This window comes from Ruegeria sp. CDSC051 (assembly GCF_059610665.1).
In genome coordinates, this window is the sequence record NZ_JBXWOC010000001.1 from 105,471 (window position 1) to 128,841 (window position 23,371).

The window sequence follows — 23,371 nt, forward strand, 5'->3', positions numbered from 1 at the left end:
ATCGGGTGAGGGCGCAGTTTCGCACCGGAATTCATATTCGGGGTCTATGCAACAAAAAAACACGCCTCCATCAATAGGAGGCGCGTTTTTTCAAACAGACTCGTGTCTGTGATCAGGCGGCTTCGGCCTGTTGGGCGGCGTTGCGGCGCTCGCTTTCTTCGCGCGAAAGAGCGACCGAAGTACGCACACCGCGACCAACGAAATCCATCAATCCGCTGACAACCCGTTCATTTGGGTCGATACCCGCGCAAGACAGCACTTCGCGCCCATCGCGCGAGCGTGCCCAGCGGGCGATCTGTTCTGGGCCATTGCCATACTTTTTGTCGTCGGCAATAGCATCATCCAGCGCAGCCAAAACGACAGCTGCGAAAAGTTTACGAGCACGGTTGCCTTGCTCATTGTTAAAGGCGGTGCCGTCAACGAAATCTCTCATCTCGTCTTCCTTGTTGTTCTTGCTCTTGCATTTTCGGCGTGACGGTTCTTATGACCTATTAAGTGCGATTCGGATACACCTAATGTGCATAGTTGCGTTGCGTCACGCGCATAGCTTGCTGCGGCTGCAGCACAAGGTGTCGTTGTCTTGTCAGGTGCGGCCACGCCAGATATAGGGTGCGCGACTGACGCATCAACCGTTTGTGAAGGATTTATGTAATGCCCAAGATAAATGGGAACGAAATTCGCCCCGGCAATGTGCTTGAGCATAACGATGGGCTATGGGCCGCTGTCAAAGTTGATCATGTAAAGCCCGGTAAAGGCGGGGCTTTTGCACAGGTCGAACTGCGCAATCTGCGCAATGGTTCCAAACTGAACGAACGTTTCCGCTCAGCTGACAAGGTCGAGCGTGTTCGCCTGGAACAGAAAGACCAGCAGTTTCTATACGAATCCGACGGCATGTTGGTGTTCATGGATTCCGAGACCTATGAGCAGATCGAACTGTCCGCTGATCTGTTGGGTGATCGCCGCCCGTTTCTGCAGGACGGCATGACTATCGTCGTAGAATTTTACGAAAGTGAGGCACTGAACGCCAAACTGCCACAGAAAGTGACGTGCAAGATCGTCGAGACCGAGCCTGTGGTCAAAGGTCAGACTGCTGCGAACTCGTTCAAACCGGCCGTCCTGGACAATGGTGTAAAAGTCATGGTGCCACCGTTTGTGGGCCAAGATGAAATGATCGTGGTGAATACTGAAACCATGGACTATTCGGAACGCGCCTAACTGCACTTCTGCTTCAAGACACCGAGAACCGCGACAGCCTGCGCTGCGCGGTTCTTTTGTTTTCACTCTTTGACGCGCCGGTATTTCTCGGGGTTCGGGCCAAATAGTTCGAGCATCAGTTCGAATTTGATCCGATTTGCGCTGACCTGGCGATAATAGGCGATCAGAAAGGCCGTGGGGCCTTGAATACGGCTGAGCCCACTGGTGGCGGCAACAACTGTGCCGACATCGGTTCTGCCCTGAAGGACAAGCCAGCCACCCAGCATCAGAACCCCAACCGTCCCGGCGCCGTTGATCACGCTTAGAAGAAATTTGGCCGAGAGCTTCCAGATGAACATCTTTCGGCGAGTTTCGTAGATTTTGTCGAATTCCGCTTCGATCTCGTGCGCGGCCGCGTCAATCTTTTCTGCTGTCAAACTGTCGGTGGCACGGCGCAGGATACGAACGCGTTCGGCGACAAAGACGTTCACTTTGCGTTGCGAAACCAGAACGATGATGATCTGCGGCGCGACCATCGAAAAAGCGATCAAACCCAGCCCCGGCTGTGTAGACGAGATATAGCCAATCACGCTGATCAGAGTGCCGATTTGGACCACCGGGTCGGAAAAGGCACCGCCTGCGAATTTACCCAGCTCTTCTGCTTCGGCAGAAATGGCGGTAGTCATGGTCCCCTTGCGCATGGTCTCGCCGGTTTCATCCAGATCGGCGGACCGGACCAGCAGCCTTTGCCGGATCAGGCGGATCATATCCTCGCCCAGTGTTCCCGCCCGATAACCGAGCAGCCATTTCAGCCCCAGGCTCAGCAAGATAACCACCATCATGCCCGCACCAAGCAGGATCATCCGGTCCACGGATACATCGTCCGAGGTCAGGTGGTTGATGATATCGCGCTGAAACTCCAGCGGGACCGCTGCCAGAGCGGCAACCGCAATAGACAGGATGATAAGGATGATCTGCCGGGCGGAACTGGCACGCCAAATTGCTTTATACAGACGAAACATCAACTCACCCGGATCGCTGAACCAAACCTAGTTTGGCAGCCTGTGCCGGGCGGATCAAATGGTTCCGGGGCTGGCGGGACCATGGCTAGGCTGTATTCGAGAAATTTCATTCCTTCAGGCGCACGGTCGCGTCGCCCGCCTGCATATCGCCCTTGGCCCTGTCGAGCCTGAGATATGCGATCCCCTGGCCATCCGCTTGGGTAAACAGGCGTCCCACGGATTTCCCGTCAGCAGCTATTTCGGTTCCGACAGGCGTGGTGCCTGCGACAAGTACCGTGCGCAGCCCTTTACGCAGCTCGGTCTTGTGTTTCATGCGCGCGGTCACTTCCTGACCGACATAACACCCTTTTTTGAAATCAACGCCGTTCAGTAACTCGAACCCTGATTCCAGAATATAACTGTCTTCGGTCAGTTCGATTCCGGTTTCGGGAATGCAATGGAGCACGCGGATCGCGTTCCACTCGGTTCCGTCCTCGCCTTCCGCATCTTCGGTATATGCGCGCCAGCCCATATCTGAATGGCGCGGATCGGGCAGGGCCCCATCGGGTGCCAGGCCAGTGCCGCGTTGCAGATTCAGGCCGCTGGCTTCGATCGTTAGGTCGGCGCGCAGCTTGTACATGCTCAGACGTTTGATCAACCCGTCGGCAATAACCTCGGCGACGTCCAGCAAGATATCGTCACCCTCGCGTTTTAGAAAGAAATCGGCCAGATACTTGCCTTGTGGGGTCAGCAGCGCCGTATAGACCAGACCCCGATCAAGCCCGGCAATGTCATTGGTCACCAGCCCCTGCAAGAAGCTGTCAACGTCGGCACCGGTTAGGCGCAGAATGCGGCGATTGGGCATGGCAGAGTCCTCGTCTTTCCCATGGTGCTCGTGATATATGAGAAGTCGCTCATAAGACCAGAGGATATCCGACGTGCCGGCACCGATCAGTATTGTAATTCCAACCCTGAACGCGGCCGAAACCTTGCCTGCTACACTTGGAGCGCTGATGGAGGGGCTGCGCGCAGGGTTGATCCACGAATTGATTGTGTCGGACGCAGGCTCTACTGACAAAACCCATGAAATCGCCGAGAATGCCGGGGCCAGGATCGTGACCGGAGAAGCCTCGCGCGGGGGGCAGCTGCGCCGTGGCTGTGCAGCCGCCAAAGCCGAATGGCTGTTGGTACTTCATGCGGATACGGTTTTGCAGGACGGGTGGAGCAATGTTGTGCGGGATCATTTGCCCTCGGGGCGACCTGCGGCGTTCAGACTGGCCTTCGTGGCCGCGGGGTTTGCGCCATCCTGGGTTGCCGGATGGGCCAATCTTCGTAGCCGGATCTTTGGGTTGCCCTATGGTGATCAGGGCTTGCTAGTCCGGCGTTCTGAATATCAAGATGCAGGCGGCTTCCCGGACCAGCCCTTGATGGAAGACGTGGCGCTTGCCAAAAAGTTGCGCCGCATCACGCTGTTGTCCGCCCGCGCTTTTACGAGCGCGGACCGGTATGAACGGGCAGGGTGGTTGCGTCGTGGTGGTCGGAATCTGTGGACTCTGATCCGCTATCTTCTGGGCGCTGATCCCGAGCGGTTGGCGCGGGCGTACCGGCAGTAAGCGTCGTTCTGAGTTCGACAATGGATTTGCCCAGCCGGAACGGGGCGGCGAAACTGACAAGGCACAGCGCAATGATCTGAAGCACCAGAATATGCCCGTTTTCCCGCAAATACTCCCATTCATCCTTAAGCTTGCCGACCTGAGTGACAAGGTCATCGTAACTTTGGGCCAAGATCAAATAGTCGCCTGCGATTGCGGGAACTTTCCTGCGCAGATTGTCGATAGCTTCCTGTGTCGGGTCATCCAGCGTTGTGAACACCAGAAACTGGTCGACGTCGAATGAGTGCACCTTCGATGTCATCGCGCGCATGTCATCACGCTCTTCCTGGGCCTGCCGTCCAAACAGGAATTGTAACCCCCTCAGAGGGGCGACTTCGTTTGTTACGGCAATAAACAAGGGCAGGTCAGCGTTGCTTGCGGTTGAGGCTGAAAGGAACTCAACTTTTTCGCACAGCGCTCCGATATCCTTGTCATAGGCCGGGTCGCAGAACCGCAATCGAAACCGCGCGGCGTCGCGGTCAAAGGCAAGTGTTGCGGCATAGGCAACGTCAATCTGCCGGTCCAGACGGGAACTGTCCGCTGTATAAAGCCCGGCCATCACCGCAACCAATGCGCCGACCCCGCCCAGAACCACCCAGACCAGATCAGCCAGTTTCCATGCGCGATGCCCGGCTGGTTTGCGAAACAGGAACGCTGTGCCAACTGTGCCGATCAGAAAAAACAGAATCAGCAGCGGCAGCTGGTTTTCGGTAATAAATGTCATGGAAACAAAGTGACCAACCGCCGGTCAAGTGGCAACACTCCTCACGGGCAGTTGTAGTTTTGGAACAATCCGAAGCTAAGAGCCCGAACTTTGACCGAATTTCCGAAACAGCTTGGTGCGATCAAAGGCCTGTTCCAGTTCGACCGTGCGATCTTTGACCGAATCCCAAAGCCGTTCCTGAACTTCGGCTATGGCGCATTCCATCAGGGTCAGTATCGCAGCCATCGAATCCCAGGCAGAAGGCACCGAGATGCGCGCCGCGAATGTGTGTTTGGCCAGCCGGTGGATTGGCGAGCGCCACTGATCGGTCAACAGCACGATTTCGGCCCCGCGCTCGTGGCAGAGCTGACCAATCAGTAGGCTCGCATTCTCATAGCGCCGGACATCCAGCGCGATCAGCACATCCCCTTGACGCACGTCCAACAGATCATGGGTCCAGGATGCGGCGACCGGCAACAGGCGGACATCCGGTCGGATCATTTGCAGGTGCAGATACAGGTATTGCGCCAGTGTTCCGGTAATGCGGCCACCGGTGATGAAAATACGCCGGTTCTGATCGCTCAGCAGGCTGCAGAAGCTATCGAATTCGTCGGGGTCGATCTCGTCGATTGTGCGCTTCTGGTTGGCCAGAGAACGCTGGGAATAGCGGTTGAGGATATGTTCTTCGGGCAGGTCATTCTGCCAGACATCACGTTTGGCTACTGGCCCCGAGATCATTTCTTTGACCTCACCACGCAGCGCGGCCTGAAATTGAGGATATCCGTCAAAACCGGTCTTTTGCAGCATCCGTGCAACCGTAGTGGTCGAGACTGAGGCGGTACTGGCCAATTCGGTAATACTACCCAGCCCGGCCATCGGGTAATCATCCAGCAGAACACTGACCAGTTGCCGTTCAGACGGGGTCATCTTGTCCCGATGGGCCAGAAGCCTGTCTGTCACCCGCACTGGCGTGTCCTCCTATTATGCGACCAGACCATAATGTGAATAATTTTTCAGCAAGATCAAGCTTGGAAAAATTTATACAGAAAAAATATTGACAGGATGATGCGGTCTGTGGAAATTTTTCCACAATGTCTCATTTTGGAATCGCAGGACGGTAGATTGGACTTCGGCAAAGTTGTTCATACGGATTTGGCGGGCAATGCGCCTGTGGTCGTGCTGGTGTGCGAACATGCGTCTAATCGTATCCCGGCTTTTCTGGGTGATATGGGGTTAAGCGCTGAAGCACGCGAAAGTCATATTGCCTGGGATCCAGGCGCACTGGCCGTGGCGCAGGCTATGGCCAAACGCATGTCAGCACCTTTGGTCCATGGCGGGGTGTCTCGGCTGGTCTATGACTGCAATCGCCCGCCCGAGGCGGCGGGTGCAATGCCGATCCGCAGCGAGGATTACGAAATCCCGGCGAACATCAACATGTCGCCCGAGCAGCGAATGGTCAGAATCGAAAACGTGTATCAGCCGTTTTGCGCCGCTCTGTCGGATTTGATCGATCAGCACAGCGCTTCACTTAGGTTGATGGTGACAATCCACAGTTTCACGCCGATCTATCTGGGGCAGAAACGGCAGGTCGAACTGGGTATTCTGCACGGTGTGGACAACCAGTTTGCCACAGCGATGATGGCTGACGGAGCTATCGGCAGCCCCTTTATCATCAGGCTGAATGAGCCTTATTCTGCGGCGGATGGAGTAGCTCATACACTGGATACCCAGGCGCTGCCCCACCGCTTGCTGAACGTGATGATCGAGATCCGCAATGACTTGATCCGCACGCCTAAGCAGCAGGCAGAGATGGCCGATTGCCTGGTGCCCTGGATTGCGCGTGTTCTGTCCGGTTTTCAGGAAGGGGCGTCAGCGTGATCAAAGCGATGAGCGCATATGTCCGTATCGTGGATGCGATCAACTATCGGATCGGGCGGGTCATGATGTGGGGCCTGTTTGTCATGATGGGTATCCTGTTGTGGTCTTCGATATCAAAGACCTTCTTCCTACCGTCGCTCTGGACACTTGAAATGGCACAGTTTGCGATGGTGACCTATTACATCATGGGTGGGCCATATTCGATCCAGCTAGGGTCGAATGTGCGCATGGACCTGTTTTACCACAACTGGAGCCCCCAACGAAAAGCGTGGTTCGATGCATTTACCGTGCTTTTGCTGATCCTCTATCTGGGTGTGCTTTTCTATGGCGGGTTGGGATCGACGGCGTATAGCCTTGGTTATTGGGGCGACGAACCCGTTTCCTACTTCACCGGACTGCTGACCGGCAGTGAAGAGATCGGTCGGCTTGAACGTTCGTCGACTGCGTGGCGGCCGTATATCTGGCCGGTCAAATCCATCATGGTGTTGGGCTTCTTCCTGATGTTGCTGCAGGCAGTCTCGGAATTTTTCAAAGACATTGCGCGGATCAACGGGCAGGAAATCGGGGTACAGCGGGCATGAGCCAGGAATATATCGCCATCTTCATGTTCGCGTTGATGATGCTGATGCTGTTCACCGGTCAGCGCGTTTTTGGTGCGATCGGTGCGGTTGCGACGATCGCGGCGCTTTCATTGTGGGGAACCGGAGGGCAGGACATCACGTTTTCAGCCGCGATGAAGCTGATGAAGTGGTATCCGCTGCTGACCCTGCCAATGTTCATTTTCATGGGCTATGTGCTGAGCGAAAGCAGGCTGGCGGATGACCTGTATCGCATGTTCCATGTCTGGATGGGGCCGGTGAATGGCGGGCTTGCCATTGGGACGATTGGTTTGATGGTCTTGGTTTCTGCCATGAATGGCCTCAGCGTGGCCGGGATGGCCATTGGAGCCACGATTGCTTTGCCTGAACTATTGAGACGCGGGTACGACAAAACCATGGTGACCGGCGTCATTCAGGCCGGGTCCAGTTTGGGTATCCTTGTACCACCTTCGGTGGTTCTGGTGCTGTATGCGATGATCGCCCGTCAACCTGTGGGACAGTTATGGCTGGCGGGGATCGTGCCCGGCCTGATGATGGCTGGCATGTTCATTCTTTATATATGGATCCGCTGTCGCATTCAGCCCGAGCTTGGCCCAGCGATGAAAGACGCGCACGAGGTTCCGCGGGCCGAGAAAATCCGGTTGCTGGGCGCGGGTGCGTTGCCGCTGATTATCTTCGCTGCGATGATGGTGCCCTTTGTGAACGGGTGGACGTCACTGGTTGAAAGTTCGGCCATCGGAGCGCTGGCGGCATTGGTGGTTTCGGTGGCCAAACGTCGAATGACCTGGGCGATTTTTGAAACCTGTACCAAGCATACGCTGGCGATATCGTGCATGTTCATGTGGATCATCCTTGCAGCACTTGGTTTTGGCGCGGTTTTCGACGGGCTTGGTGCGGTGAAGGCAATCGACAACTTGTTTACCGACCAGTTGGGCCTGTCACCCTGGATGATCCTGATCTTGATGCAGCTCAGCTTTATTGTCATGGGCACGTTTCTGGACGACACCGCGATGCTGGTGATTGTGGCACCGCTTTATGTACCGCTGGTTGGTGCGCTGGGCTTTGACTTGATTTGGTACGGGGTTCTGTACACGATCACCACACAGATCGCCTATATGACACCGCCTTTCGGCTATAACCTATTTCTGATGCGCGCGATGGCCCCACCAGAAATCACGCTGAGGGATATCTATGGCTCGATCTTTCCGTTCGTCGCCGTGATGGTTCTGGCGCTTACGATTATCATGATCTTCCCGGAACTGGCTCTTTGGCTGCCCGGCTATGTCTATGGAAATTAACAAGAATGCCTTTCGAAGAGGCACGAAGCACTTCAACAGAGAGGAAATTGACATGACGACAAGACGTAAGTTTCTGAAAACCGCCGGGGTAGGGGTCGCAGCCGCACCTCTGGCCGCACCGGCGCTGGCTCAAAGCACGATCACGTGGCGCATGCAGACCTATGCCGGTCCTGCGCTGGCTGCGCATGTGATCGACCCGGCAATCGAGATGTTCAACAAGATTGCCGGTGACCGGATGCAGATCGAGCTGTTCTATGCTGACCAGCTTGTTCCGACAGGCGAACTGTTCCGTGCCATGCAGAAAGGTACCATTGATGCGGTACAGTCCGATGATGACTCGATGGCGTCGCCCACCGATGTCACAGTGTTCGGCGGCTATTTCCCGTTTGCCTCGCGCTATTCCCTGGATGTACCGGTTCTGTTCAATCAGTACGGTCTGAACGAAATCTGGGACGAAGAATACTCGAAAGTCGGGGTCAAGCACATCTCGGCTGGCGCATGGGACCCGTGCCATTTCGCCACCAAGGATCCAATCAACAGCCTGGCGGACCTGCAAGGCAAGCGTGTCTTCACTTTCCCTACAGCGGGTCGCTTCCTCAGCCAGTTCGGTGTGGTACCAGTTACACTGCCATGGGAAGATATCGAGGTCGCCGTACAGACCGGCGAGTTGGACGGCATCGCATGGTCGGGCATCACCGAGGATTACACTGTCGGCTGGGCGGATGTGACCAACTACTTCCTGACCAACAACATCTCAGGCGCCTGGGCCGGGTCTTTCTTTGCCAACATGGATCGCTGGAACGAGTTGCCGGAAGATCTGCAAACCCTGTTCCGTGTTTGCTGTGATCAGTCGCATTACTACCGCCAGTGGTGGTACTGGGGCGGCGAGGCCAGCTTGCGGGTCAATGGCGACAAGATGCAGCTGACCACGATCCCAGATGAGGAATGGGCACAGGTCGAAGGCGCGGCAATCGCATTCTGGGATGAGATTGCGGCAGAATCTGAGATCAAGGCGAGGGTTGTTGAGATATTCAAGCAATACAACGCCGACATGCTCAAGGCCGGACGGCCTTATCGTTACGGATAATAAGCAACTTCCCGACGCGGGTAACTCCTCTCGCGTCGGGTTTGGACATCACCTGGCGACACCTCTTATGTTCATATCAATCCCAATAACAGAGATGCGAAACCGGATGCACAGTGCTGCTGACCGGTCGGACGGGGTATGAACACATGGCCATCGCTGGTTTTCTGATCGAGATTTTTGCCGCAACCATGTTGCTGCTTTTCGCCGTTCGCTTGGTTCGTACGGGGATTGAGCGGCGATTTGGCGCGCTATTTCAATCGCTTTTGACCCGACATTCAAACAGTTTTGTCGCCGGTGGCGCGGGTATGGTTCTGGCCACGATCCTGCAAAGTTCAGCCGCCGTGGCGGTTTTGCTGACAGGGTTTGCGGCGGCCGGAATGGTCAGTTTTGGCATCGCCCTGGCGGGGGTTTTGGGGGCCGATCTGGGATCGGCTCTGGTCATTCAGATACTGTCTTATGATTTGGGATGGTTGCAGCCGGTGTTGCTGGCGCTGGGCGGGTGGCTCTACCTCAAATCCGATCGGGCAAATGTTCGCCTGATGGGGCGGATTGTTCTGGGTGTGGCCTTCATTTTGGTATCACTGCAATTTTTGCGCGATGCAGTTGATCCGATCCGTGAAAGTGCCTTTTTGCCGGCTATCGCGGGCTATCTTGAAAGCGACTATTTCAGTGCCTTCATCGTTGGGGCTGTGCTTGCCTTTGTCATGCACAGCTCGGTTGCGACAATCCTGATGTGCGTGACGCTGGTACAGATCGGGGCAATCCCATTCGCGGCGGGTTTGTCGTTGGTATTGGGGGCAAATTTGGGCTCGGCCTTTATTCCGATCTGGTTGACGCGCGACCAGATCGTTTCGGCCCGCCGGATACCGATAGCCAACCTGTTGCTGCGCGGCAGTGCGGCGCTTGTGATGCTGTTTGCTGTCAACGTCACCGGGACCCATGCCGCATTGATGATCAGCGGACCGGGGCAATCGTTGATCTTTGCCCATATCGGTTTCAACCTCGTGGTGTTTCTGCTGGCAACCGGGTTCGTCACCCGGATGGAAGCGCCGATGGCTTTGCTCATGCCCGAGACCGACCCTGAATCTGGTGTGGCAGATCAGTTCTCGGGTGCTCTTAATCCGCTAGGCGACCCCAGTGCCACAGGCCCTGATGTTGCGATGTCCTCGGTGCGACACGAATTGTTGCAGATGGTCACGCAGGTCGAACGCATGTTCCGCCCGGTGCTGGATATCTATGAGCGTGACGACATTGATACCATTGCCGCTCTGTCGCAGCAGGATGAAATGGTAAACGCCCAGTTGACGGAAATCCGACGCTTTGTCGCGCGGTTGCCGCGGCAGAATATGAGTAAGTCTCAGATCAAAGCCGCCCGTGGTCTGGTGGAATACGCTATTCGGCTCGAGGCCGCTGGAGATGTCGTGTCGAACAGAATGACGCGTTCAGCAAAGATTAAACACATGGAAAGGGCCGAGTTTTCCGCCCAGGGGTGGAAAGAACTCAAGGATTTACACGCCACCATTCAGGAGAGTTTTTCGCTGGCGCGACACGTTTTGTTGGTGGACGACGTCGACTGTGCCCGCCGCCTTGTTCTGGACAAGGCCGAGATCAAAAGGATGTCCCGCGACAGCCGCAAGGCGCATCTAAAGCGGCTGGAGCGTGGTCAAACGGAAAGTTTCCAGTCCAGCGATCTGCATCTGGAGGCACTGCGCGCTATGCGCGATCTGCACGGCCATATCGCGGCCATCGCCTATCCGATCCTCTACAAAAGCGGACAGGTTCTGGAAACGCGGCTGGTTATGGAAATGGAGAAAGAAGCGGCCGAAGACTAACGGCCGTCGATGGGAACAGGGGCGCGGTGGGCCCGATTGTGATGAAGGATGAACATGATGGGCCATGATGTTGTGTTGGCGGACCTCAAAACCAAGGTTGAAGCAGGTGAAGTAGACACCGTTCTTGTTTGCATGGTGGACATGCAGGGGCGGCTGATGGGCAAACGGTTTCACGCCGGTCACTTTGTGGCAGGCGCTTGGCAAGAGACCCATTGCTGCAATTATCTGTTGGCGACAGATCTGGAAATGGGCACGCCTGACGGATATGCATCGACCAGCTGGGAGCGGGGCTATGGCGATTACGTCATGAAACCTGATCTCAGCACTTTGCGCCCGGTGCCGTGGCTTGAGGGCACGGTGATGGTGATGTGCGATGTTCTGGATCACCACACACATGAAGAGGTCCCGCACGCGCCCCGGTCGATCCTGAAGAAACAGGTCAAACGCCTGAAAGCCATGGGTTACGACGCGATGTGCGCCACCGAGTTGGAGTTCTTTTTGTTTGAGAAGAGCTTTGATCAGATCCGCAAGGAAGGCTTTCGCGATCTGGCGCCGATCTCGGGCTATAATGAGGACTATCATATCCTGCAGACCACCAAGGAAGAGCATGTGATGCGTCCTATCCGCAATCATTTGTGGAACGCGGGCATCCCGGTCGAGAATACGAAGGGCGAGGCCGAGACCGGTCAGGAAGAGTTGAACATCAAATACGCCGCCGCCATGGAAACGGCCGAGTATCACTCGATCGCCAAGAATGCGGTGAAGGAAATCGCCTGGCAGCACGGGCATGCGGCCACGTTCCTGCCGAAATGGCATCATGACAAGGTTGGTAGTTCATCCCATGTGCATCAGTCGCTGTGGTCTGAGGGAAGGCCAATCTTTTTCGACGAAAAAGATCCGCTCGGCATGTCGGCAGTAATGAAAAGCTATATGGCCGGGTTGTTGAAATACGCTGCCGATTATACGTGTTTCATGGCCCCCTACATCAACAGCTACAAGCGTTTCCAAAAAGGAAGTTTTGCGCCGACGCGGATCATCTGGTCGGTCGACAACCGCACCGCCGGTTTCCGACTGTGTGGTGATGGAACCAAATCGGTTCGCGTGGAATGCCGTATTCCGGGTTCGGATATGAACCCGTATCTGGCGATTGCTGGTATGTTGGCGGCGGGTATCGCGGGCATCGAGGAGGGGTTGGAGCTTGAACCACCAACCAAAGGCGATGCGTATCAGAGCGAGTCCGGCATGATCCCCGGCAACCTGCCCGCTGCGCGGGATGCCCTGCTTGGCTCAACCATGTTGCGGGCCGCTATGGGGGACGAAGTTGTTGATCACTATGCGCGCGCCGCCGAGGTGGAAATCGAGGAATTCGAAAGCGTGGTTACTGATTGGGAAATTGCCCGCGGGTTCGAACGGGCCTGAGGGTGGACGAAGTTGGGGGCCCTGCCTGCCGCTATTGGTGCTTGAACCAATGGCGCATCAATGACGGCCCCCGAGGTTTGTGTTGGCCAGATAGAGCAGGAGATTCTGCTTTTTAGAGGATGGAATGGAGATGGGGCAGATGTTGAAATGCATCTCGCCGATCGATGGATCGGTTTATGCTGAGCACGAAACCTTATCGCGCGAAGCAGCGTTTGAGGTGGCTGCGCGGGCCAGGGAAGCGCAAACAGCCTGGGCAGCACGCCCATTACAAGAGCGAATTGATCTTGTGATGGCGGGTGTCGCCGCTGTTGGTGCGATGAATGACGAAATCGTGCTCGAATTGGCCCATATGATGGGGCGCCCAGTGCGCTACGGCGGAGAGTTCGGCGGGTTCAACGAACGCGCCTGCCATATGGCCGAGATCGCGCAGGGTGCACTGGCCGATATTGCGGTGGGCGAGGATGAGGTCTTCAGGCGCTATATCAAACGCATTCCGCATGGGGTTGTCTTTGTCGTGGCGCCCTGGAACTACCCGTACATGACTGCGATCAATACGGTGGCCCCGGCGTTGATTGCGGGCAATACCGTGGTGCTGAAACACGCGACCCAGACCTTGTTGGTGGGTGAGCGGATGGCGCAGGCTTTCCATTCGGCAGGTGTTCCTGAGGATGTGTTCCAGAATGTGTTCCTGAGTCATGATGTGACTAACGATTTGATCGCTGGAAATGCGTTTGATTTCGTGAACTTCACCGGCTCGGTCGGTGGTGGTCAGGCGATGGAACGTGCGGCGGCGGGCACATTCACCGGGGTCGGTACCGAGTTGGGCGGCAAGGATCCAGGCTATGTCATGGACGACGCCGATCTGGACGCAGCTGTTGATACGCTGATCGACGGTGCGATGTTCAACGCGGGCCAGTGCTGCTGCGGGATTGAGCGAATTTACGTGCACGAAAGCCTGTATGATGCGTTCGTTGCTAAAGCGGTTGAGATTGTTCAGGGCTATAAGCTGGGCAATCCGCTGGATGCAGAGACGACGATTGGACCGATGGCCAGTGTACGCTTTGCCGATGAGGTCCGCGCGCAGATTGCCGAGGCAGTCGCGGATGGCGCAGTTACCCATATCGATACTTTCCCCGAGGATGATGGGGGGGCATATCTGACCCCGCAAATCCTGACCAATGTCACACACGACATGCGGGTGATGCGGGATGAGAGTTTCGGCCCCGTAGTTGGTATCATGAAAGTGTCGTCGGATGACGAAGCCATCGCGCTGATGAATGACAGCGAGTTTGGTCTGACCGCCAGCCTCTGGACCCGCGATGTGGACCGGGCCGCGCGGGTCGGTGACCAGATTGAAACTGGCACCGTCTTCATGAACCGCGCCGATTATTTGGATCCGGGCCTGTGCTGGACCGGTTGCAAGAATACCGGGCGTGGCGGTGGTCTTTCTGTCATCGGCTATCACAACCTTACCCGCCCCAAATCCTACCATCTGAAGAAGGTGACACCATGAGCCTGTCTGGAAACTGGTCCTATCCGACCGCGATCAAATTCGGCGCTGGCCGCATCAAGGAACTGCCCGAAGCCTGCGCTGCGGCCGGAATGAAACGCCCTCTGCTGGTCACGGACAAGGGGTTGGCTGATCTGCCGATCACCTCGGCGACGCTGGATATTCTTGAGGCTGCGGGTCTGGGGCGTGGCCTGTTTAGCGAAGTGGACCCGAACCCCAATGAGAAGAACCTTGAGGCCGGCGTTGCGGCGTATCGGGCAGGCGACCATGACGGGGTAATCGCATTTGGCGGTGGCTCGGGGCTGGATCTGGGTAAGATGGTGGCCTTCATGGCCGGTCAGACGCGCCCGGTCTGGGATTTCGAAGATATCGGCGATTGGTGGACCCGCGCCGATGCTGATGTCATTGCTCCGATCATTGCGGTTCCGACCACCGCTGGCACCGGGTCAGAGGTGGGGCGCGCCAGCGTCATCACCAATTCGGAAACCCACGCGAAAAAGATCATCTTTCACCCTAAGGTACTGCCAACCGTGGTGATCTGTGACCCGGAACTGACCGTGGGGATGCCGAAATTCATCACCGCGGGCACCGGTCTGGACGCCTTTGCCCATTGTGTTGAGGCGTTCTCTAGCCCGCATTACCACCCGATGTCACACGGCATCGCGCTGGAGGGGATGCGGCTGGTCAAGGACTACCTGCCGCGCGCCTATACCGATGGCACTGATATTGAAGCCCGTGCCCAAATGATGAGCGCGGCAGCGATGGGCGCGACCGCCTTCCAGAAGGGCCTCGGTGCGATCCACGCGATGAGCCACCCGATTGGCGCGGTATTCAACACCCATCACGGGACGACCAACGCAGTCTGCATGCCCGCGGTGCTAGAGTTCAACGCCCCCGCCATCGCCGACCGGTTCCAGCAGGCCGCGGCCTATCTGGACATCGACGGAGGGTTCGACGGTTTCCGCGCCTTTGTGCAACAGTTCAACGACAGCCTGGGCATCCCGCTTCGGCTGTCCGAACTGGGCGTGACCGAGGCGTCGACCCCCGAGCTGGTACAGGGGGCGATCATTGATCCGTCTTGTGGTGGCAATCCGATTGAGCTGACTGAGGAAAACCTGATGGGTTTGTTCAAAGCGGCGCTTTAGACGGGCCACTCCGTCGCAGCATCACAGCGCGTGTGGTGAAGCCTCAAGTTATCCACCCAATGCTTTGATGCAAAGCATCAAGTACGCGCCCGACCCGCCCCCACGGGCGGGCGCGACGGTAGAGATTAGGTTAGATGAGTGTTCAAACCAGATTGGATGCGAGAGTAAGATGGGTGCAAGCAAACTAATCTATGTCGCTAGCTACCAAGTCTATTCTTGCGAGGCATTACGCTGCACGCCTGGAAATTCACTTTGGAAAAACTCGCAGTCAAACAGGCTGGAGTTTATCGGAATGATCTTGAAAGTTTTGAAGTCTCCAGGATTTTCGATTTCATCGAAAACCGGTTTAATGTTTAGCGTACCCACTTCACTGCCAAGATCAACTATCGTGTCCAGCGCGGATTGCGCCCCTTCGCAGTCATTGAAAATGCTGGTGAACTTGTAACTCAATGGAAATGGCACGCTTTCGACAATTTGAGTACCGCCGTTTGCCGCAACAACATAAGATGGTGTGGTGTAGTTCAACGCAGACACTTCAGCATGTTTGTGTTTCTTGGTAATTTCGTCGACGATTGGACCGTCAAGATAAGACTGCGAGCCAATATACTTGCCGGAGGGGCCAAATATATTTATGTAAAAGTAGGCTTCGCCCGTCAGATCGTATGAAACTACCTTATCGCTCATAAAGTTTACGTCTAGGTAGAGGCGCAAATACTCTGTATCTGGCGCAAGTTTTGAGCGCGAACTTGTTATATAGTGGGTTGGGCGCGCCAATCCTGTGAGTTCTTCGATGTATTTCTCGGATCTTTCTATCATTGCTTGCGCGCTAGTTTCGGTGCGCTTAATAGCATCTACGGCACGTTCGGCGCTTCTGTCTGAAAAATAGAAACCACTAAAACCAACTAGGCTCAAAAAAACCGTAATTATTATTCCAAAAATTCGAGTTGTGGTCCGCTCGCCTTGAAGCATCTGGTTCAATGCGTTCTTTATTTCTTCAAGTCGCGCATTCAGAATGTCGATTTCAGTCTTTTCGTTCTTATCGCTTTCCATCTTTCATTCCTCAAACATCCAACTCCTCCACAAACCGCGCGTTCTCCTGAATGTATTGGAACCGCAGTTCGGGTTTTTTGCCCATCAGACGCTCGACTAGGTCGCCGGTCTCGCCAGGTTCGTCCTCGTCGATGGTGACCCGGATCAATTTCCGGGACGCGGGGTCCATCGTGGTTTCTTTCAGGTCTTTGGCGTCCATTTCACCCAGACCCTTGAAGCGGGAAACGTCGATCTTGCCTTTGCCGCCCAGACCTTTTTCCATCCATGCGTCGCGCTCGGCCTCGTCCAGGCAATAGACGCGTTTGGCGCCTTGGGTCAGGCGGTAGAGCGGCGGGCAGGCGAGGTAGAGGTGGCCCGCGTCGATCATGGGCCGCATCTGGGTAAAGAAGAACGTCATTAGCAGCGCCGCGATATGCGCGCCGTCGACATCCGCGTCGGTCATGATGATGATCTTATCATAGCGCAGGTCATCGACGTTGAAACGGGTGCCAAGCCCGACACCCAGCGCCTGGGTCAGATCGTTGATCTCGGCATTGGTGCCCAGCTTGGAACTGGCCGCGCCCAACACGTTCAGGATTTTGCCGCGCAGGGGCAGCAGCGCCTGTGTTTTGCGGTTGCGACCCATCTTGGCCGAGCCGCCCGCCGAGTCGCCCTCGACGATGAACAATTCGGTGCCGTCCCGTGTTGAACTGGAACAGTCCACCAGCTTGCCGGGGAGACGAAGTTTCTTAGTGGCGGACTTTCGCTGTGTTTCCTTCTCGGCTCGCCGGCGCAGGCGCTCCTCGGACCGTAGAATGAGGAAGTCGAGGATCGCTCCGGCGGATTTGTTATCCGCGGCCAGCCAGTTGTCGAAATGGTCACGGACCGAGTTTTCGACCAGCCTCTGAGCTTCGACCGTGGCGAGGCGGTCTTTGGTCTGGCCAACGAATTCAGGCTCGCTGATGAAGCAGGACACCAGGGCGCAGCCGCCGGTAACCAGGTCGTCGCGGGTGATCTGCGCGGCCTTTTTGTTGTTGATCAGCTCGCCGTAAGCTTTGATGCCCTTGAGGACCGCCGCCCAGAAGCCCGCCACATGCGTGCCGCCTTCGGGGGTGGGGACGGTGTTACAGTAGGATTGGATGAACCCATCGCGTGAGGGGGTCCAGTTGATCGCCCATTCGACCTTACCAGCGGCATTGAATTTTTCCCGAAAGTCCACGGTGCCGGCAAAGGGCTGATCGGCATAGGTGGACGAGCCGTTCATCGTTTCCTTCAGGTAATCCGACAACCCGCCGGGAAAGTGGAACGTCGCCTCGGTCGGGGTTTCGCCGTCATCGATGGCGGTTTTCCATCGGATTTCGACGCCCGAGAAAAGGTAGGCCTTGGAGCGGATGGATTTGAACAGCCGCGCCGGTTTGAACTTGTGGTGGCCAAAGATGTCGGGATCGGCGTGGAAGGTCACCGTGGTGCCGCGCCGGTTGGGCGCTGCGCCAACCTTTTCAACTGGTCCCTGAGGTACTCCGCGCGAGAAGCGTTGTTCGAACAGCTGTTTGTCGCGGGCCACCTGAACAACCATGGAATCCGACAAAGCATTGACCACAGATGCACCAACCCCATGCAGACCGCCCGAGGTCTGATACGCCTTACCCGAGAACTTGCCGCCCGCGTGCAATGTGCACAGGATGACCTCAAGCGCGGATTTGTCGGGGAATTTCGGGTGCGGATCGATCGGAATGCCGCGCCCATTGTCGCGCACGGTCAGGGCGTAATCTGCGTGCAGTTCGACCTCGATCCGGTTGGCATGGCCTGCCACCGCTTCGTCCATCGAGTTGTCGAGGATTTCAGCGACCATATGGTGCAGTGCACGCTCATCCGTGCCGCCGATATACATGCCGGGGCGTTTGCGAACTGGTTCAAGACCTTCGAGCACCTCAATGGATGAGGCGTCATAGGTATTGGTCGCTTCGGGCGTCAACAGATCGTCGGGCATATGGGCTGCTCTTGTTTTTGAGTTTCCCCCATTATGGCAGGTGATGTGGTCCGGGGGAAGAGGGACGCGAGGTGTTGTGGATGGTTTGGGTCTTGGAAGCGCGAGGAGTAGGAGCGATGCTTTGGAATTGGACGTTCTGTGGTGTCTGTCTTTAGCTAAGTACAGACATACAAGCGAATACGTCAGGCAAAGCTACCCGCAAATTGGTGAGGTATCAAAGGGACAACCAAAGCATTCCGTCCTTGTAACCGCCGCGTATTGGTTTTCTGTCGTTTAGAACATCTTGGTAGTCATCAGCCCAATCGCGGAATCGGTCATTCGTAACGATGCTGGCTTGATAATCCCTGGCGGCTTGCAAGACTAATGGGTCTGCTGGTGTTCCTTTTGGAGCGACCATAACGCGATCTCTCGGTAGCCTAAGCTTGGACGCCAGATATTTGTCACTCATGTATCGATCAGAAATTTTGTATCCCACATTCGCATCAAAGACCACTCCGGGCGTTAGCCCTGCTTTGGTCAGTGCGATCGTGACCTCGCGAACGGTCTCGATACTTGGAACATCGTCCTTCCAGTGCATGACGTTTGATCCGTCAACGACGGCCCACTTTCTTGCTTTTTGAAAGCGCTTCAGCCAGTTTTTGAGTAGCAATACCACACTTGCCAATGAGCAGGGCCCAGCCAGCAATACCCAATCGGTGAGCCCGGGTTGCGTCAATGCGACGACGGTGCCTATCCCGGAGAGCACGAAGACAGTACAGAGTATGCGCAATTCCAAAATCTCTTTCGCAAAATTGATAGTCTATGTGACTGAAGCGAATAAAACACCGAAATGAAAATTGTAATATAGTGGGGCCCGGGGCGACGTGGTGTTGGGTTTGGCGCTATGTGCACCCCAAAACGTTGTATAATAATCCCGAACCTTGTGTATCTATCTGGTTCGATGCCCCGAGGTACTAAAAGCTCTGCTTTTTACCTCGCAACGCTCAGTTTTCGCTTCTAGTCTTTTCGCGAAGCTGAACAACAGTAACAAGGCATGCTAAATGAGCTGGATCAAAACCATTCCTTTCGAACAAGCTACGGGCAAGCTGCGCAAGCTGTATGAGCGGGTGACCGGCCCCGACAACAATGTCGACAACATCATGATGGCGCATTCCTTGCGGCCGCATTCGATGGAAGGACATATGGCGTTGTACAAGAATGTGCTGCACCATTCGGCCAATCAGATTCCCAAGTGGTTTCTCGAAACTCTGGGTGTCTGGGTCAGTTCTCTGAACAACTGCGGGTACTGTGTCGAGCATCATTTCAACGGGTTGCAAAGGCTGTTAGGCGACGAAGTGCGCGGTAATGCAATCCGTGCCGCGATCGAAGCTGGGACACCTGAAAGCGCACCATTGGAGGCTGCTCAGGTTGCGGCCATGCTGTATGCGCGCAAGCTGACGCAGGCCCCTGCAGAATTGGTGGAAGGTGACATCGCCGCCCTACGCAAGGCGGGGTGGGATGATGGAGAAATCCTCGAGATCAATCAGGTCTGCGCCTATTTCGCCTATGCTAACCGCACCGTTCTGGGGCTGGGATGTTCTACCGATGGTGACATTCTGGGGCTGTCCCCCAATAACTCGGCTGATCCTGCCGATTGGGGGCATAAATAGGCCTCAGCCGTCTGTCCACTCAATGATTGCCTGTGCCATTGCTTCGGGCTTCTGGTGGTGTAACCAGTGATCCGTGCCCGGAATATCGACTCGTGTGAGGTCGGGCGCGAAATCTTCCAGACCGTCTGTCGCCTCGGGCAGCAGCGCTTTGTCATCGGAGCCCCATAGCAAAAGATGTGGGCAACGAACCATCAGCCGCTCGACCGGAAGCCGGGGCAGGTCTGTGCAGGGCTCGCCCGGTTTCGCCACAACCAGCGGAGAGGCCCGATACCAGTTCAGCATGGCATTCAGACGACCGGGACGGGCCCATTCAGTGCGATAGTCCTCCATTCGGGCATCGGACAGCCAGTCCAAGCCCATCCCGTGGCGAAAGAAACTTTCCAAGCGGGTAAAATTGTTCGCGGCAAAGTGTGTTGCGGCATCAGGGGCCCGTAGCGCGTTAATATATTGAGAGGCCGCGGATTGTGCGCCGCCCGATGCCATAGCCCGTTGGAAGGGCACCGGGTGAACGCCGTTTGCGATGATCAGGCGACCGACGAGATCTGGGCGGAACATGGCCAGGCCATAGGCGACCGCGGCGCCCCAGTCATGGCCCAGAACACTGATTGGCGTATCCAGACCTTCGACAAGTGCGATCATATCCGAGACCAGCTCGGACGTGGCATATTGGCCGACACCCTCTGGTGCCCAGCTTTGGCCGTAACCGCGTTGATCAGGGGCAATGCAATGGAAATGAGATGCCAGATGTGGCGCCAGATCGGCCCATGCCCCACCATATTCCGGAAAGCCGTGCAGCATCAGCAAGGGTGGCAGGTCGGATGACCCCCAACGGCGAATATGAAACCTCTGGCCATTCAGGATCTGAAATCGGGTTTCCATGTTTCTTGGCCTTTTCGCCGTATAAGTGAATTTGGTTTGACCCCAATCAAAGCGCGAAAGCTTCGGTTCTGCTAGCCGTTTTTTCGAACAGTGAAAAAAGGAGAATATGAATGGATGCAGCTGCGCAACCCGAGCAAAATCTACCACGCGTGAATGACGAAACATCTGTTGCAGGTGCTGTTTCCGAGCCAAGCCCGGAAAAGATCCGCAAGGCATTCGAAAGCGGAAGATATCCCTATCATCGCAAGATGCCCCGGCGGGTCTATGAGGCCGAGAAGGCCAAACTGCAGGCTGAGTTGCTTAAGGTTCAGCTGTGGGCGCAGGAAACCGGTCAACGGTTCGTATTGCTGTTTGAAGGGCGCGATGCGGCTGGTAAGGGCGGTACAATCAAACGGTTTATGGAACACCTGAACCCCCGTCAGGCGCGCGTGGTCGCCCTTAACAAACCCACCTGGGAAGAAAAGGGTCAATGGTACTATCAGCGCTATGTGCACGAGCTTCCCACCGTTGGTGAAATGGTGTTCTACGACCGCTCTTGGTACAACCGCGCCGGGGTCGAGAGGGTGATGGGGTTCTGTTCTCCGAACGAGTACCTAGAGTTTATGCGCCAGACGCCAGAGCTTGAACGGATGTTGGTGAGGTCGGGAATTCAGCTTTACAAATACTGGTTTTCGGTCACGCAACCCGAACAACAGCGGCGGTTTCAAAGCCGTGAGACCGATCCGTTGAAACAATGGAAACTATCTCCGATCGACAAGGCAAGCCTTGGAAAATGGGATGACTATACCGAGGCTAAAGAGGCGATGTTCTTTTATACAGACACCGCTGATGCGCCCTGGACTATCGTGAAATCGAATGACAAAAAACGCGCTCGTCTTAACTGTATGCGCCACTTTCTGTCGACACTTGATTACCCGGACAAGGATCACGGCATTGTTGGCGAGCCCGATCCTTTGATCGTGGGTCAGGCGCATCATGTGATCCACCGATCCGAGCATATTCTGGGCAACGCGTTGCATCCTGACGCCCGCTGCTAGGCCTAAGGTTCGGGGCAGGGCACCTGTCCCGGATCCATGTCTCACTCTGAAATTTCTCTGTTCCGGTCTTGTCCCGGCCTTTCGCCGGGCCTATGGCTGGTGGAATGAATAAGGTGATGACATATCAAGGCCATTTCCGTGCCATTGCCGTCCTGGGCCTGCCATTGGTTGGCGGGCATCTGGCGCAGTTCGCAATCGGTCTGACGGACACGATCATGCTTGGCTGGTACGGGGTCGAAGCTTTGGCGGCGGTCACGTTGGCCAGCAGCTTTTACTTTGTCCTGTTCCTGTTCGGGGGCGGGTTCGGTCTGGCCGTTATGCCAATGGTGGCAACAGCCGCTGCCGAAGACGATGAAACCAGCATTCGCCGTTCGACCCGCATGGGGCTCTGGTTGTCGTTGCTATATGCAGCAGTGGTAATGCCATTGCTGTGGTGGTCATACCCGATCTTGATCGCCACAGATCAGGATCCACAGGTGGCAGAAACTGCATCGGAATACCTGCGGGTTGCAGGCTGGGGTCTGTTCCCCGCTCTGGTGGTAATGGTCTTGAAGTCCTACCTTGCGGCGTTGGAGCGAACCCAGGTTGTTTTGTGGATCACTGTTGCAGCTGCGGTGGTGAACGGTCTGACCAACTATGCTTTGATCTTTGGCAACTGGGGTGCGCCTGAACTGGGCGTGATGGGCGCCGCTATCGCTTCGGTCGTGACGCAGACCGTGTCGTTAATTGCGGTTATCATCTATGCTGTAAAAGTTCTGCCCGAGCATAGCCTGTTCCAAAGGTTTTGGCGGCCCGACTGGGAGATGCTGCTGAGCGTTCTGAAGCTAGGCATACCCATCGGGCTGACCCTGCTGGCCGAAGTGTCTCTGTTCGCGATGTCGGCCTTTATGATGGGCTGGATCGGTCAGGTGCCGCTGGCGGCGCATGGGATCGCTCTGAACCTCGCCTCGGCGACATTCATGGTGCATCTGGGCCTGTCCAACGCCGCCACGATCCGGGCGGGCAATGCGCTTGGCCGCAAGGACCGCGCGCATCTGGAAAAAGGTGCCGTCGCCGTGACTGGGATGTCCCTTGTGGTGTCTATCCTGACAATCATCCTGTTCCTGACCTGCGCCGAGCCTCTGATTTCCGTATTTGTGGAACCGCAGGATCCGAAACGCCCCGAGATTCTGGCCATAGGTACCGGGTTGCTGGCCATGGCTGCGTTGTTCCAGCTGGTGGACGGTGCACAGGTGATCGCGCTGGGCTTATTGCGCGGATTGCAGGATGCCAAGGTGCCAATGGTCATGGCGGGGCTAAGCTATTGGGTCGTCGGAATTCCGGCGTCCTACTATTTTGGGTTCATCCGCGGCATGGAGGGCGTCGGTGTCTGGTTGGGCCTTGTGCTGGGTCTTGCCTGTGCCGCCGTACTGTTGATGGCGCGCTTCTGGTTACGATCAGTGCGTATGATCGCTGAACCGGCAGCGTGA

Annotated in this window: 21 protein-coding genes; 13 read left to right on the top strand and 8 right to left on the bottom strand. The window is 56.1% G+C overall.

Annotated features, from left to right (window positions below; all coding sequences use genetic code 11):
* Nucleotides 1-112 precede the first annotated feature (112 nt).
* Entirely contained in the window at nt 113-433 is a 321-nt protein-coding gene (locus AC2FH0_RS00495; protein WP_108785849.1) for a DUF6280 family protein, read from the bottom strand.
* Nucleotides 434-651: 218 nt separating this feature from the next.
* Here AC2FH0_RS00495 and efp point away from each other — a divergent pair, with 218 nt between their 5' ends.
* The gene (efp, locus tag AC2FH0_RS00500; RefSeq protein WP_142632922.1) at nt 652-1,215 is read left to right on the top strand and encodes an elongation factor P; all 564 of its coding nucleotides are present in this window, start codon (nt 652-654) and stop codon (nt 1,213-1,215) included.
* 62 nt (nt 1,216-1,277) lie between these two features.
* Here the strand turns inward: efp and AC2FH0_RS00505 are convergent, their stop codons facing one another.
* The gene (locus tag AC2FH0_RS00505; protein WP_142632924.1) at nt 1,278-2,216 is read right to left on the bottom strand and encodes an ABC transporter transmembrane domain-containing protein; all 939 of its coding nucleotides are present in this window, start codon (nt 2,214-2,216) and stop codon (nt 1,278-1,280) included.
* Nucleotides 2,217-2,322: 106 nt separating this feature from the next.
* The gene (gene ygfZ / locus AC2FH0_RS00510; RefSeq protein ID WP_496701424.1) at nt 2,323-3,060 is read right to left on the bottom strand and encodes a CAF17-like 4Fe-4S cluster assembly/insertion protein YgfZ; all 738 of its coding nucleotides are present in this window, start codon (nt 3,058-3,060) and stop codon (nt 2,323-2,325) included.
* 73 nt (nt 3,061-3,133) lie between these two features.
* On the opposite strand from ygfZ, the gene AC2FH0_RS00515 reads away from it, so the two are divergent.
* Complete coding sequence (locus AC2FH0_RS00515; RefSeq protein WP_496701422.1) at nt 3,134-3,808, top strand: TIGR04283 family arsenosugar biosynthesis glycosyltransferase; 675 nt, start codon at nt 3,134-3,136, stop codon at nt 3,806-3,808.
* A gap of 838 nt (nt 3,809-4,646) precedes the next feature.
* On the opposite strand, the gene AC2FH0_RS00520 is transcribed toward AC2FH0_RS00515, so the two are convergent.
* On the bottom strand, nt 4,647-5,516 hold the full coding sequence (locus tag AC2FH0_RS00520) for a MurR/RpiR family transcriptional regulator (protein ID WP_142632930.1): 870 nt from the start codon (nt 5,514-5,516) through the stop codon (nt 4,647-4,649).
* A 156-nt stretch (nt 5,517-5,672) separates the two neighbouring features.
* Here AC2FH0_RS00520 and AC2FH0_RS00525 point away from each other — a divergent pair, with 156 nt between their 5' ends.
* From AC2FH0_RS00525 to AC2FH0_RS00560, 8 genes are all read left to right on the top strand, one after another.
* On the top strand, nt 5,673-6,428 hold the full coding sequence (locus tag AC2FH0_RS00525; RefSeq protein WP_496708610.1) for an N-formylglutamate amidohydrolase: 756 nt from the start codon (nt 5,673-5,675) through the stop codon (nt 6,426-6,428).
* A gap of 8 nt (nt 6,429-6,436) precedes the next feature.
* Nucleotides 6,437-7,009: a TRAP transporter small permease subunit gene (locus AC2FH0_RS00530; protein ID WP_496677919.1), complete on the top strand. Its 573-nt coding sequence runs from the start codon at nt 6,437-6,439 to the stop codon at nt 7,007-7,009.
* Nucleotides 7,006-8,325, top strand: coding sequence for a TRAP transporter large permease (locus tag AC2FH0_RS00535; protein ID WP_281971849.1), 1,320 nt, complete (start codon nt 7,006-7,008; stop codon nt 8,323-8,325). The genes AC2FH0_RS00530 and AC2FH0_RS00535 overlap by 4 nt, the downstream gene beginning before the upstream one ends.
* A 52-nt stretch (nt 8,326-8,377) precedes the next feature.
* On the top strand, nt 8,378-9,412 hold the full coding sequence (locus AC2FH0_RS00540) for a TRAP transporter substrate-binding protein (protein ID WP_142632938.1): 1,035 nt from the start codon (nt 8,378-8,380) through the stop codon (nt 9,410-9,412).
* 146 nt (nt 9,413-9,558) lie between these two features.
* Nucleotides 9,559-11,244, top strand: coding sequence for a Na/Pi cotransporter family protein (locus AC2FH0_RS00545; protein WP_142632940.1), 1,686 nt, complete (start codon nt 9,559-9,561; stop codon nt 11,242-11,244).
* Nucleotides 11,245-11,301: 57 nt separating this feature from the next.
* Entirely contained in the window at nt 11,302-12,663 is a 1,362-nt protein-coding gene (locus AC2FH0_RS00550) for a glutamine synthetase family protein (RefSeq protein WP_271947924.1), read from the top strand.
* Between the two features lie 130 nt (nt 12,664-12,793).
* Complete coding sequence (locus tag AC2FH0_RS00555) at nt 12,794-14,176, top strand: aldehyde dehydrogenase family protein (protein ID WP_496788286.1); 1,383 nt, start codon at nt 12,794-12,796, stop codon at nt 14,174-14,176.
* Nucleotides 14,173-15,318 carry an iron-containing alcohol dehydrogenase gene (locus AC2FH0_RS00560; RefSeq protein ID WP_496788287.1) on the top strand — a complete coding sequence of 382 codons (1,146 nt, stop codon included), beginning with the start codon at nt 14,173-14,175 and terminating at the stop codon, nt 15,316-15,318. Before AC2FH0_RS00555 ends, AC2FH0_RS00560 begins: the two co-directional genes overlap by 4 nt.
* A 210-nt stretch (nt 15,319-15,528) precedes the next feature.
* Here the strand turns inward: AC2FH0_RS00560 and AC2FH0_RS00565 are convergent, their stop codons facing one another.
* From AC2FH0_RS00565 to AC2FH0_RS00575, 3 genes are all read right to left on the bottom strand, one after another.
* On the bottom strand, nt 15,529-16,368 hold the full coding sequence (locus AC2FH0_RS00565) for a hypothetical protein (RefSeq protein WP_496788288.1): 840 nt from the start codon (nt 16,366-16,368) through the stop codon (nt 15,529-15,531).
* Between the two features lie 10 nt (nt 16,369-16,378).
* Nucleotides 16,379-18,337: a DNA topoisomerase IV subunit B gene (gene parE, locus AC2FH0_RS00570; protein WP_496700591.1), complete on the bottom strand. Its 1,959-nt coding sequence runs from the start codon at nt 18,335-18,337 to the stop codon at nt 16,379-16,381.
* A 214-nt stretch (nt 18,338-18,551) separates the two neighbouring features.
* Nucleotides 18,552-18,992 (bottom strand): NYN domain-containing protein, encoded by a 441-nt coding sequence (locus AC2FH0_RS00575; RefSeq protein WP_496788768.1) that lies wholly within the window; start codon nt 18,990-18,992, stop codon nt 18,552-18,554.
* A 385-nt stretch (nt 18,993-19,377) separates the two neighbouring features.
* Between AC2FH0_RS00575 and AC2FH0_RS00580 the strand changes: the two genes are divergently transcribed.
* Nucleotides 19,378-19,986: a carboxymuconolactone decarboxylase family protein gene (locus AC2FH0_RS00580; protein WP_496788289.1), complete on the top strand. Its 609-nt coding sequence runs from the start codon at nt 19,378-19,380 to the stop codon at nt 19,984-19,986.
* A 3-nt stretch (nt 19,987-19,989) separates the two neighbouring features.
* Here AC2FH0_RS00580 and AC2FH0_RS00585 read toward each other — a convergent pair whose 3' ends face one another.
* Nucleotides 19,990-20,865, bottom strand: a complete 876-nt coding sequence (locus AC2FH0_RS00585) for an alpha/beta fold hydrolase (protein ID WP_496677910.1) — start codon at nt 20,863-20,865, stop codon at nt 19,990-19,992.
* Nucleotides 20,866-20,975: 110 nt separating this feature from the next.
* On the opposite strand from AC2FH0_RS00585, the gene ppk2 reads away from it, so the two are divergent.
* Together ppk2 and AC2FH0_RS00595 are read left to right on the top strand one after the other, a co-directional pair.
* Nucleotides 20,976-21,902 (top strand): polyphosphate kinase 2, encoded by a 927-nt coding sequence (gene ppk2 / locus AC2FH0_RS00590; protein WP_281971857.1) that lies wholly within the window; start codon nt 20,976-20,978, stop codon nt 21,900-21,902.
* 104 nt (nt 21,903-22,006) lie between these two features.
* Entirely contained in the window at nt 22,007-23,371 is a 1,365-nt protein-coding gene (locus AC2FH0_RS00595) for an MATE family efflux transporter (protein ID WP_496705857.1), read from the top strand.

Bases quoted from the DNA above. Each gene is read 5' to 3' on its own strand.
- AC2FH0_RS00495 (WP_108785849.1), bottom strand. From the start codon at position 433: ATGAGAGATTTCGTTGACGGCACCGCCTTTAACAATGAGCAAGGCAAC.
- efp (WP_142632922.1), top strand. From the start codon at position 652: ATGCCCAAGATAAATGGGAACGAAATTCGCCCCGGCAATGTGCTTGAG.
- AC2FH0_RS00505 (WP_142632924.1), bottom strand. From the start codon at position 2,216: ATGTTTCGTCTGTATAAAGCAATTTGGCGTGCCAGTTCCGCCCGGCAG.
- ygfZ (WP_496701424.1), bottom strand. From the start codon at position 3,060: ATGCCCAATCGCCGCATTCTGCGCCTAACCGGTGCCGACGTTGACAGC.
- AC2FH0_RS00530 (WP_496677919.1), top strand. From the start codon at position 6,437: ATGAGCGCATATGTCCGTATCGTGGATGCGATCAACTATCGGATCGGG.
- AC2FH0_RS00535 (WP_281971849.1), top strand. From the start codon at position 7,006: ATGAGCCAGGAATATATCGCCATCTTCATGTTCGCGTTGATGATGCTG.
- AC2FH0_RS00540 (WP_142632938.1), top strand. From the start codon at position 8,378: ATGACGACAAGACGTAAGTTTCTGAAAACCGCCGGGGTAGGGGTCGCA.
- AC2FH0_RS00545 (WP_142632940.1), top strand. From the start codon at position 9,559: ATGGCCATCGCTGGTTTTCTGATCGAGATTTTTGCCGCAACCATGTTG.
- AC2FH0_RS00550 (WP_271947924.1), top strand. From the start codon at position 11,302: ATGGGCCATGATGTTGTGTTGGCGGACCTCAAAACCAAGGTTGAAGCA.
- AC2FH0_RS00555 (WP_496788286.1), top strand. From the start codon at position 12,794: ATGGGGCAGATGTTGAAATGCATCTCGCCGATCGATGGATCGGTTTAT.
- AC2FH0_RS00560 (WP_496788287.1), top strand. From the start codon at position 14,173: ATGAGCCTGTCTGGAAACTGGTCCTATCCGACCGCGATCAAATTCGGC.
- AC2FH0_RS00565 (WP_496788288.1), bottom strand. From the start codon at position 16,368: ATGGAAAGCGATAAGAACGAAAAGACTGAAATCGACATTCTGAATGCG.
- parE (WP_496700591.1), bottom strand. From the start codon at position 18,337: ATGCCCGACGATCTGTTGACGCCCGAAGCGACCAATACCTATGACGCC.
- AC2FH0_RS00580 (WP_496788289.1), top strand. From the start codon at position 19,378: ATGAGCTGGATCAAAACCATTCCTTTCGAACAAGCTACGGGCAAGCTG.
- AC2FH0_RS00585 (WP_496677910.1), bottom strand. From the start codon at position 20,865: ATGGAAACCCGATTTCAGATCCTGAATGGCCAGAGGTTTCATATTCGC.
- ppk2 (WP_281971857.1), top strand. From the start codon at position 20,976: ATGGATGCAGCTGCGCAACCCGAGCAAAATCTACCACGCGTGAATGAC.
- AC2FH0_RS00595 (WP_496705857.1), top strand. From the start codon at position 22,007: ATGAATAAGGTGATGACATATCAAGGCCATTTCCGTGCCATTGCCGTC.